The organism is Quadrisphaera sp. DVD1 (genome assembly GCF_058932755.1).
The window spans coordinates 1-10522 of sequence record NZ_JBZYWI010000110.1 but is presented as its reverse complement, the minus strand read 5'-3'; the positions used below and the strand labels follow the sequence as shown (position 1 = coordinate 10522).

Here is a 10522-nt window from a genome sequence, read left to right as displayed (position 1 = left end):
CCGGCGGCGGCCACCACGGCGTCCACGGCCGCGGCCGACAGCGGCGCCCGGCCCAGGTTGGTGTGCAGCAGGACGCCGGTGGCGTTGAGCACCGGCCGCAGGCTGGACGCCGACGCGGGCAGGGCCGCCAGGACGGCGTCCACCACGGCGGCGGGCTCGAGGTCCCCGGCGCGGACCGCCTGCTGCGCGCGCCCCACGGCGCCCTTGACGAGGGCGCGGCCCAGGCGCTGCAGGGGCTCGGCCAGGCGCGCGTCGGCCAGGACGGCGTCCGTGCGGGGCACGAGGCGCCGGGGGTCGGTCGCGGGGGCGCTGCTCACGCGCACACCGTAGGTGGCGGTCCCTCGCCGCTGCCCCTCGGACGCCGCGGTGCTGCTCCGCCCCCGCGGTGCTGGGGGTGGAGCGGTCGCGCGGGGGGAGCAGGAGCGGAGGCGGACGGGAATCGAACCCGCCAGACCGAGGTGCTCGGTCTCGTCGGTGTTGAAGACCGCGGGGACCACCAGGTGCCCTGACGCCTCCTCGGCCCCCGGCGGGGCCGCACCGGCGACGCTACCGGGCCGGGCCCCGCCTAGCATCGGCGGCATGGCCACCGACGTCTCGGCTCCCGCGCTGCGCCTGACCGGCTACGCCCACGGGGGCGGGTGCGCCTGCAAGATCCCGCCGGGCGAGCTCGAGTCCGTCGTGGCGGGGCTGCTGGGGGGCGCCGCGGTGCGGCCGGCGGTGCCCGGCGCCGAGCTGGTCGTCGGGCTGGACGACGGCGACGACGGCGCCGCGGTGCGCATCGAGGGCGACCGCGCGGTCGTCGTCACCGCTGACTTCTTCACCCCCGTCGTCGACGACCCCTACGACTGGGGCCGGATCGCCGCCGCGAACGCCCTCTCGGACGTCTACGCGATGGGCGCCGAGCCGCTCGTGGCGGTGAACCTGCTCAGCTGGCCGCGCGACCTGCTGCCGATGGAGCTGGCGGCGGAGGTGCTGCGCGGCGGGCTCGACGTCACCCGCGAGGCGGGCTGCTTCCTGGCCGGCGGTCACAGCGTGGACGACCCCGAGCCCAAGTACGGCATGGCGGTGACGGGCCTGGGCGACCCCCGGCGGCTGCTGCGCAACGACGCCGGGCGCGCGGGCGTGCCGCTGAGCCTGACCAAGCCCCTGGGCGTCGGCGTCCTGAACTCACGGCACAAGGCCACCGGTGAGGTCTTCGCGCACGCCGTGGCCTCCATGACGGCGCTGAACCGCGACGCCTCCCGGGCCGCCCTGGCCGCCGGTGCGCGCGCCGCCACGGACGTCACGGGCTTCGGCCTGCTCGGCCACCTGTACAAGCTGGCCCGCGCCTCGGGCGTCAGCGCGGTCGTCGACGCCGCCGCCGTGCCCTACCTCGACGGCGCCCGCGAGTCGCTGGCCGCCGGCTACCTGCCCGGTGGCTCGCGCCGGAACCTCGCGTGGGTGCGCCCGCACCTGGCGGCGACGGTGGGCGAGGACGAGCTGCTCCTGCTCGCCGACGCGCAGACCTCCGGCGGGCTGCTGGTCGCCGGCGAGGTGCCCGGAGCCCCCGTCGTCGGCGAGCTCGTGCCGCGCGGGGACGCCGTCCTCACCGTTCGCTGAGGCCCGTGCCCTGAGACGCACGAGCCCCCGGACGCCGCGGCGTCCGGGGGCTCGTGGTCAGCGGTGCGGTGCTCAGCCGAGGATGCGGCCGGCCGAGCCCTTGGCCTGCTCGCTGCCGCGCTGCTGCTCACCGGCGAAGGAGCTGATCACCACGAGCGTGCCGGTCAGCGCGGGGATGACCCACTGCAGCAGGGCGAGCTGGCCCTGCGCGGTCGCGACCTCCGGCGGCGTGCTCTTGGCGGCCTTGGTGCCCGACTTGGCGGGCACGGAGCCGTAGGTGGAGACCTTCTTGCCGAGCACGCGGCTGTAGCCGGTGACGCCGAGGGCGGCGATGGTCACCAGCGTCTTGACCGTGGACATCCCGGCCACGCCCTGCTGGCCGGCGAGGCGCTCCTTGTTGCCGCCGAGCTGGCCGATGCTGCCGAGCAGGTGCGCGCCGATCGCGGCGGCGTTGACCGGGGTCCAGCGGTCCCAGCCGGTGTTGGCCACGGCGCCGGTGCTCTTGGCGTCACCGGCCTCGGACGCGGCGGCGTTCAGGGCCACCGCGTTGGCCAGCGTGCCGCCGAACCAGGCGGCCAGGCCGACGTCGTGGAGGGAGCGGGAGAGGGTGTTGCGGGCCATCGGAGACCTCCGGGTCGTGGGGCGTTCGGAGTGGTGCGTGATCTCCGACTACCCGCTCGCGCGCGACCCACACCCCGCCGCGGCCCCACCGCGCACCGTGATCTGGCGCACAGCGGGCCGCAGCGTCCGTCCGCTACGCCCCGGTGGGGGCCGAGGGGCCCGCGGCACCGGCGGCCGCAGCCTCCTCGGCCGCCCTGGCCGCCGCGCGCTTGGCGTCGAGGCGCTCGCGCTGGGGGATGACGGTGTACTTGGGGTCCTTGGCCGACTCCACCCCGGCGTCGTAGATGCCGAACCGGGTCAGCGCGGCGCCGAGGTTGAGCAGAACCCCGGCCACCACCGAGACGGCGCGCCCGCGGCGCCCGAGCCGACCGGCCACGAGGGTGCCCAGGCTGCCGGCCGCCATCGAGCCCTGGGCCAGCCGCAGGAGCAGCCCGGGGCGGCCCTTCTGGAAGGGCTCGGCGACGAGGCCGATGCGGTGCTCCATCCGCTGGGTGGCCGCCAGCTCCAGGCCGGCGCCGAGCACGGCCATCCGCCGCGCCGGGGCGGCGTCCGCCACCGGGGAGACGATCATGCCGATGCCACCGGCGCTGGCCATGCCGGAGCCGGCGAAGACGAACGGCAGCTCGGGGTAGGCCGCGTGCCAGGAGGGCACGGCGGTGTCGGCGATGAGCACCGCGGTGTACGTCGACAGGGCCGGGCCGAAGAGGCCCGCACCGAGGCCGCTGGCGCGGCCGACGGCCGGAGCGATCGCAGCGGCCACGCCCGCCACGCGCGCCCCGGCGACCCGCTCGAGCACCGGCAGCAGGACCCCCCGCAGCTCGGCGACCGCCGCCGCGCCGGCGAAGGTCGCGAACGGGGAGAGGATCCAGGTGCCCATGCTCAGCGGGGAGGTCACCTTGAACACCCGCAGCATGTTGAGGAAGCGCGACGGGCGGCCCAGGTCGTGCACGAGGAACAGCACGCTGAGCACCGAGCCGCCGGAGGCGGTCAGCCGTCCGGCGCGCCGCAGGTGCCGGTTGCCGGTGAGGTCGCCGGCCACGCCCATCGCCGCGGCGGCCCCGGCCATCCCGCCGAGGTAGAGGTAGGCGGGGACGTCGGGCACCTCCCAGGCGGGGGTGTGGATGATCTGGCGCCCGTAGTAGGAGGTGAACTCCGCCTCGGGCACCATGAGCGTCTCGGCCCCGCGCCGGCGGCGGCCGCGCCGGGCGGTGCCCTGCTCGCTCTTCTCCTCCAGGCCCGGGGCGTCACCGGTGGCGTCGTGCAGACCGCGCCCGCCGGGCCCGTGGCGCTCGTCGGGGCTCATGCGCGCCGTCCCGAGAACGCGACGCCGATCACGGCGATCATCGTCAGGGCCGCGGCGCCCGCGTGCTTCCACATCGACGGCAGGTCGCGGGTGGTGACCACCGGGTCCGGCGGCAGGCCGTACACCTCCGGCTCGTCGAGCAGCAGGAAGAACGCGCCGTCGCCGCCCACGCCGTCACCGGGGTCGCGACCGTAGAGCTGGGCCTTGTCCTCGCCGCGCTCCTGCAGCTCGGCCAGGCGGGCGTCGGCGCGCTCGCGCAGCTCGTCCAGGGGCCCGAACTGGATGGAGTCGGTGGGGCACGCCTTCGCGCACGCCGGCTCCATGTCGTGGCTGATCCGGTCGTAGCACAGCGTGCACTTGTGGGCCTGGCCGTCGGACTCGCGCTTGCCGATCACCCCGTAGGGGCAGGCCGGCACGCAGTAGCCGCAGCCGTTGCAGACGTCGTCCTGGACGACGACCGTGCCGTACTCGGTGCGGAAGAGCGCGCCCGTCGGGCAGACGTCGAGGCAGGCGGCGTTGGTGCAGTGCTTGCACACGTCCGAGGACATCAGCCAGCGCACGCCCTCGATCGAGCCGGAGGGGCCCTGGGCGGAGTCGCCGCCGGGCGCCTCCGTGGCCAGCGGTGCGCCCCCGCCGTCACCGGCGCCGGGATCGGCGGCGGGATCAGCGGGGCGCAGCCCCGGCATGCCGAGGGAGACCGGCTCGCGGGCCGGGGCCACCTGCTCGACGAAGGCCACGTGCCGCCACGTCGAGGCGCCGAGCATCGCGCTGTTGTCGTAGGACCAGCCGCTGAGGTCCAGGTCGCCCGTGGCGGGGACGGCGTTCCACTCCTTGCACGCCACCTCGCAGGCCTTGCAGCCGATGCAGACGCTGGTGTCGGTGAAGAAGCCCATCCGCTTCGGGTGGTCCTCCCCGTAGCCGGTGGCGGCCGCCGGGTCGGCCACGTGGCCGTCGGGGGAGAGGCCGCGGCCTGAGGCCGGGCGCTCTGGGGCCTGCGTCACGCGGTGCCTCCCTGGGTGGCGGGGACGTCGGCGTCGGTGGGGATGCCGGCGCGACGGCGGTAGTCGGCGACGAAGGCCAGGAGCGCGGGCCCGCGCGGACGGCGTCCGGGCTGGACGTCGCAGGTGCCGACCTTGTCCTGGATGTGGGAGTTGGGGTCCAGGGCGATCTCGACCAGCTCGTTGGCCGCGTCACCGGTGGACAGGCCGTTGGGCCCCCAGTGCCACGGCAGCCCGATCTGGTGCATCGTGCGCCCGCCGATGGTCAGCGGCCGCAGCCGCGGGGTGACCATCACCCGGGCCTCGATCGCCGAGCGGGCGGTGACGATCGTGGCCCAGCCGAGGTGCTCCAGGCCCCGCTCGCGCGCCAGCTCGGCCGAGACCTCGACCGTCATCTCCGGCTGGAGCTCCGAGAGGTAGGGGAGCGTGCGGCTCATCCCGCCCGCCGTGTGGTGCTCGGTGAGGCGGAACGTCGTGAACGTGTACGGGAACACGTCGCTGGCCGTGGGGTTCGCCCGGTTCCCCGGCTGCGGGAAGGTGCGCCGCGCCGGGTTGTAGACCTGGTTCGGGTACAGCCCGTTCCCGCCGGCGGACTCCGCCGCCTCGTAGTGGGTCGGCAGCGGGCCGTCCGACAGCCCGGACGGCGCGTACAGCCAGGCCTTGCCGTCGCCCTGCATGATGAAGGCGTCGGTGCCGGCCAGGGCCGCGGGGCCCTTCGCGCCCTCCGGGGGCACGTAGTCCGGGCGCTTGGTCACCTCGAAGTCGGGGACGTCGTCGCCCGTCCAGCGCCCGGCGGCCTCGTCCCACCACACGTACTTCTTCCGCTCGCTCCACGGCCGGCCCTCGGCGTCGGCGGAGGCCCGGTTGTAGAGGATGCGCCGGTTCATCGGCCAGGCCCAGCCCCACTCCGCGCCGAGGTCGCTCTGCTCGGTGCGGGGCTTGCGGCGGGCGGCCTGGTTGACGCCGTCCTTGTAGACGCCGGCGTAGATCCAGCAGCCGCTGGTGGTCGAGCCGTCGTCGGCGAGGCCGAAGTAGTCCGGCAGCGGGTCGCCGTGGGCGTCGGTGCCGTTGATCTCGCGCAGCACCGCGTCGGCCTCGGGCTCGTCGGTGCCCGGCTCCATCGGGTAGTCCCAGGTCAGGTCCAGCAGCGGGCGGTCGCGCTCGTCGGTGGAGGCGGCCAGCTTCTCCCGGACGATCCGGCCCAGGTGGAAGGCGAACCACAGGTCGCTCTTCGCCTCGCCCGGCGGCTCGACCGCCTTCTGGCGCCACTGGAGCATGCGGTTCGTGTTGGTGAAGGTGCCCGGCTTCTCGACGTGGCTCGCGGCGGGGAGGAAGAACACCTCGGTGCCGATGTCCTCGGTCCGCAGCTCGCCGGTCTCGATCTCCGGCCCGTCCTTCCAGAACGTCGCCGACTCGATCATCTGCATGTCGCGCACGACCAGCCAGTCGAGGTTGGCCAGGCCCAGGCGCTGCATCTTCGCGTTCGCCGACCCCACGGCCGGGTTCTGGCCGAGCAGGATGTAGCCCTTGACGATCCCGGCGATCTGGTCCATCACCGTGCGGTAGGTGCCGTGGTCGCCGCTGATCTTGGGGATGTAGTCGAAGGCGAAGTCGTTCTCGGCGGTGGCCGCGTCGCCCCACCAGGCCTTGAGCAGGCTGACGGTGTAGGCGGGCATGTTGCCCCAGAAGCCCGCGCGGCCGGCGTCCTTGCGCACGTACTCGTCCAGGGACTGGTGGTGCTCGACGTGGGGCATCGGCAGGTAGCCCGGCAGCAGGTTGTACAGCGTCGGGATGTCGCTGGAGCCCTGGATGCTGGCGTGCCCGCGCAGCGCCATGATCCCGCCGCCGGGGCGGCCGATGTTGCCGAGCAGCGTCTGCAGGATCGAGGCGGTGCGGATGTACTGGGTGCCGGTGGTGTGCTGGGTCCAGCCCACGGCGTAGCACATCGCCGAGGTGCGCTCGCGCCCGCTGTTGGCGATGAGGGCGTCGGCGACCTCGAGGAACTGCGCCTGGGGCACGCCGCAGACGTCCTCGACCATCTCCGGGGTGTAGCGGGAGAAGTGGCGCTTGAGGATCTGGAAGACCGAGCGCGGGTGCTCCAGGGTCGGGTCGGTCTGCTGCGGCTTCTCGGGGATGCTCGCCCCGCCGCTGCCGTAGGCCTGGCCCTGGGCGGAGTCCTGGTGGTCCTCCCCGCCCTCCGGCGGGTGCTGGGCGCCGCCGCGCTCGTCGTCGTCCTGCGAGGCCTCGCTGCCGGCGTACTGCCAGCTGGCCATGTCGTAGGAGTCGGTCGTCGCGTCGTAGCCGGAGAACAGCCCGTCGAGGTCCTCGGTGTCGCGGAAGTCCTCCGAGACGATGGCCGCCGCGTTGGAGAAGGCGAGCAGGTACTCGCGGAACTCCGCGCCGCGGGCGAGGACCTGGTGGATCAGGCCGCCGAGGAAGGCGATGTCCGACCCGGCGCGCAGGGGCACGTGCAGGTCGGCCACGGCCGAGGTGCGGGTGAACCGAGGGTCGACGTGGATGATCTTCGCGCCGCGCTCCTTGGCCTCCATCACCCACTGGAACCCGACCGGGTGCGCCTCGGCCATGTTGGATCCCTGGATCAGGATGCAGTCAGCGTTGGCGAGGTCCTGCAGGGAGGTCGTGGCGCCGCCGCGACCGAACGAGGTCCCCAGACCGGGGACGGTGGAGGAGTGTCATATGCGGGCCTGGTTCTCGACCTGGATGGCGCCCAGGGCGGTGTAGAGCTTCTTGAGGAGGTAGTTCTCCTCGTTGTCCAGCGCGGCTCCGCCCAGGCTCGCGAAGCCCTGCGTGCGCCGCAGCGGCCGGCCGTGCTCGTCGGCGTCCTGCCAGCCCTCGCGGCGGGCCTTGATCACGCGGTCGGCGATCATGTCCATCGCGGTGCCGAGCTCGAGGTCCTCCCACTCGGTGCCGCCCGGGCGCCGGTAGCGGACCTTCTGGACCCGCGTGCTCGAGGTGACGAGCTGGAGGCTGGCGCTGCCCTTGGGGCACAGCCGCCCGCGGCTGACCGGCGAGCCGTAGTCGCCCTCGATCTGGACGACCTTCTCGTCCTTGACGTACACCTTCTGGGCGCAGCCGACCGCGCAGAACGGGCAGACGGAGTCCGCGACCCGGTCGGCGGTGGCGGTGCGCGGCTGCAGGGCGTCGGTGCGGCGCGAGCGGACGGCGGCCCCGCGGCCGGTGTGGTCGGCGCCGGTGGCCTGGCGCAGGACGGGCCACAGGCCGGTGACGCGCTCACCGAGGGTCTTCGGCGCGCTGCGCCCGCTGCGGTCGACCATGACTGCCTCCTCGAACGGCCGGCGCTGCGGCGCCGGACGGGAGCAGCAGACCACGTCGCGGCGACCGCGGCAACGGCGGGGCCCGGCCGGTCGCGGGGTCGGCTCGGCCGGCGGCCGGGTGCGCCGCCGGTCCCGCTCCGGCACGATGCCGCTCGTGGCGACTGCAGCCGACCGCGGGCGCGGCGCGCCCTCCGCCCCCGAGGCCGTCCCGGAGGTCGAGGTCACCCTGGACGTCCCCGAGGACTGGGCCGTGCCCGACCTCGCGGCCCCGCTGCGGGGGGCCGGCGTCACCGCCGTGACCGAGCCCGTCGACCTGGCGCTGGACGCGCGCTACGTCGACACCCCCGACCTGCGCCTGCTGCGCGCGCGCACCACGCTGCGGCGCCGCTCCGGCGGGGTGGACGACGGGTGGCACCTCAAGCTCCCCGGCGGGCAGGTCACCGACCGCCTGGAGGTGCGCCTGCCGCTGGGCGGCGACTCGACCGCGCCCCCCGACGAGCTCGCCCGGCTCGTGCGGGCCACCGTGCGCACCGCCCCGCTGGGCACCGTCGCGCACGTGCGCACCCGCCGGGTCGTGCGGCACCTGCTCGGCGCGCCGGCCGCCGACGGGACGCCGGTGGTCCTCGCCGAGCTCGCCGACGACACCGTCACCGCCGAGGCCCCCGCCGCCTCGCCCGGGGAGCCGGTGGAGGTCACCACCTGGCGCGAGCTCGAGGTGGAGCTCGTCGAGGGCGACCGGGCCCTGCTCGAGGCCGCCGTGCAGGCCCTGGTGCACGCCGGTGCGCGGCGCTCGGCCCACCCGTCCAAGCTGCGGCGGGTGCTCGGCGACCGGCTGCCGCGCCCGCCCGCGCCGCTGACCGAGCCGACGCTCAAGAGCCGCGCCTCGGAGGTGGTCACCGCGCGGCTGCGCGCGGAGGTGGACCGGCTCGTGGGCGCGGACACCGGGGTGCGCCGCGGTGAGCCCGACGCGGTGCACCAGATGCGCGTGGCCACCCGCCGGCTGCGCTCCCTGCTGGCCACCTGGCGCCCGCTGCTCGACCCCACGGCGGCCGAGCTGGCACGCGTGGAGCTGCACTGGCTGGCCGGCGCGCTCGGCCAGGAGCGCGACGCCGAGGTCCAGCGGGAGCACCTGCTCGCGGCGCTCGCGGCCCAGCCGGAGGAGCTGGTGCTCGGCCCCGTCTCCGCCCGCCTGGTGGTGGTGCTCGACCGGGCTGTGCTCACCGGGCACCGGGCGGTGGTCGAGGCCCTCGACGGCGACCGCTACCTCGTCCTGCTCGAGGCCCTGGCGACGATGGTCACCCGCCCTCCGCTGACCCAGGCCGCCGACGGCCGCGCGCGGGCGGTGCTGCTGCCGCGGGTGGCGCGCGAGCACCGCCGCGTGGCGGACGCCGCCGAGGCCGCGGACGGCGCCCGCACGCCCGCCCAGCGCGAGGCGCTGCTGCACGAGACGCGCAAGGCCGCCAAGCGCGCCCGCTACGCCGCCGAGGAGCTGGCGGGCCTGGTCGGGGCCGACGCCCGCGCCTACGCCTCGGCCATGGCGTCGGTGCAGGAGGCGCTGGGCGAGCTGCAGGACAGCACGCTCACCCGGGAGCTGCTGCGCGAGGTGGGCGTCCAGGCCCACCTCGCCGGCGAGAACGGCTTCACCTACGGCCGGCTGCACGCCCTCGAGGAGGCCCGGGCCCAGCGCGCCGAGGACGCCTTCGAGCGCGCCTGGGCCCACGCCGACCGCAAGCGCCTGCGCCGCTGGCTGCGCTGAGCCCCCGCTCGACCGGGCGCTGCGCCGCGGTCAGGCCTCCTCGCGCCGCCGCGCCAGGGCGAGCGCGTGAGCCTCGACCAGCCGCTGCGCGTCGGCGGCGGTGATCACCTCCACGTCACCGTCAGCGCGCCCGGACCGGTGCGGGACCAGTCCCGTGGTGGGCTCCCACCGCTGGCGCTGCGGCACCCAGACCTCGTCCACGCCCTGCCGCGGCCCGGTCACGCGCACCCGGCAGAGCACCGGCAGCAGCTCCGGGTGGGGGACCAGGCCCACCTCGACGAGGTGCACGACCGAGCCCACCGGCGCGTCGAAGGGGTCCGGGGCCGCGGCCGCGCTCACGCCGGCACCACCGCGGGGCCGGGGGCCGGCGGGACCAGCGCGTTGAGGGACGCGCGCCACGACACCGGGCGCAGGCCGTAGCGCTGCGGGGTGACGTCGGCGGCGCCCGGCGGCGTCGGCACGTGCCGCCAGACCTCGCTCTCGCGCTCGACGAGCTCCTGCGTCCTCTGCGGGGTGGTCATCGGGCCCCTCCGCTCCTCGTACTCGGCCCGGGTGGCCTTGTTCGCGGCCCAGCTGTCCGGGGTGTGCAGCTGCACCTCCACCAGCATGCCGCTGGCCGGGTCGCGCCAGGTGGAGTTGATGCCGCTGTAGGGCGCGGGGTGCACCCACCGGTTCTTCAGCGCCACCAGGGTGAAGCCGCGCGCCGACAGGTCGGCCACCACGGCGTCGGCGCCGGCCCCGTAGCCCTGCGGCGGCGCGAGCACCGTGTAGCGCAGCGCGTCGTTGACGTCGGCCAGCGCCTCCGGGAGCGGGCGCCCCCTGCGGTGGCGCGGGTCGGCCACCTTGCGGCTGAGCGAGTCCGCTCCCTTGACGGCGTCGCCGACGCCGACGAGCTCGTGGCCCGTGGCGGCCGCGCTCGCGCGCAGGGCGGCCGTGACCGAGGGCTCGG

8 protein-coding genes, 1 tRNA gene and 1 pseudogene are annotated in these 10522 nt (G+C 75.8%); 2 read left to right on the top strand and 8 right to left on the bottom strand.

Going from position 1 to position 10522, the window contains the following annotated elements; all coding sequences use genetic code 11:
- Together AC5FZL_RS12315 and AC5FZL_RS12310 are read right to left on the bottom strand one after the other, a co-directional pair.
- Nucleotides 1-317 (bottom strand): annotated as a pseudogene (locus tag AC5FZL_RS12315) (L-seryl-tRNA(Sec) selenium transferase); the annotation flags it as partial.
- Between the two features lie 106 nt (nt 318-423).
- Nucleotides 424-516: transfer RNA gene (locus AC5FZL_RS12310), tRNA-Sec, on the bottom strand.
- 63 nt (nt 517-579) lie between these two features.
- On the opposite strand from AC5FZL_RS12310, the gene selD reads away from it, so the two are divergent.
- Entirely contained in the window at nt 580-1599 is a 1020-nt protein-coding gene (selD, locus tag AC5FZL_RS12305; RefSeq protein WP_493619009.1) for a selenide, water dikinase SelD, read from the top strand.
- 72 nt (nt 1600-1671) lie between these two features.
- Here the strand turns inward: selD and AC5FZL_RS12300 are convergent, their stop codons facing one another.
- From AC5FZL_RS12300 to fdh, 4 genes are all read right to left on the bottom strand, one after another.
- Nucleotides 1672-2220, bottom strand: a complete 549-nt coding sequence (locus tag AC5FZL_RS12300; protein ID WP_493619007.1) for a hypothetical protein — start codon at nt 2218-2220, stop codon at nt 1672-1674.
- A gap of 133 nt (nt 2221-2353) precedes the next feature.
- Nucleotides 2354-3523 carry an NrfD/PsrC family molybdoenzyme membrane anchor subunit gene (nrfD, locus tag AC5FZL_RS12295; protein WP_493619005.1) on the bottom strand — a complete coding sequence of 390 codons (1170 nt, stop codon included), beginning with the start codon at nt 3521-3523 and terminating at the stop codon, nt 2354-2356.
- Nucleotides 3520-4416 (bottom strand): 4Fe-4S dicluster domain-containing protein, encoded by an 897-nt coding sequence (locus AC5FZL_RS12290; protein WP_493619011.1) that lies wholly within the window; start codon nt 4414-4416, stop codon nt 3520-3522. The genes nrfD and AC5FZL_RS12290 overlap by 4 nt, the downstream gene beginning before the upstream one ends.
- A gap of 104 nt (nt 4417-4520) precedes the next feature.
- The gene (gene fdh, locus AC5FZL_RS12285; protein WP_493619003.1) at nt 4521-7817 is read right to left on the bottom strand and encodes a formate dehydrogenase; all 3297 of its coding nucleotides are present in this window, start codon (nt 7815-7817) and stop codon (nt 4521-4523) included.
- Between the two features lie 154 nt (nt 7818-7971).
- Between fdh and AC5FZL_RS12280 the strand changes: the two genes are divergently transcribed.
- A complete protein-coding gene (locus tag AC5FZL_RS12280) occupies nt 7972-9573 on the top strand; it encodes a CYTH and CHAD domain-containing protein (RefSeq protein WP_493619001.1) in 1602 nt (533 codons plus the stop codon).
- 30 nt (nt 9574-9603) lie between these two features.
- Here the strand turns inward: AC5FZL_RS12280 and AC5FZL_RS12275 are convergent, their stop codons facing one another.
- The gene (locus AC5FZL_RS12275) at nt 9604-9912 is read right to left on the bottom strand and encodes a hypothetical protein (protein ID WP_493618999.1); all 309 of its coding nucleotides are present in this window, start codon (nt 9910-9912) and stop codon (nt 9604-9606) included.
- A partial coding sequence (locus tag AC5FZL_RS12270; RefSeq protein WP_493618997.1) for a hypothetical protein occupies nt 9909-10522 on the bottom strand: 614 nt, incomplete at its 5' end. The genes AC5FZL_RS12270 and AC5FZL_RS12275, both read right to left, overlap by 4 nt.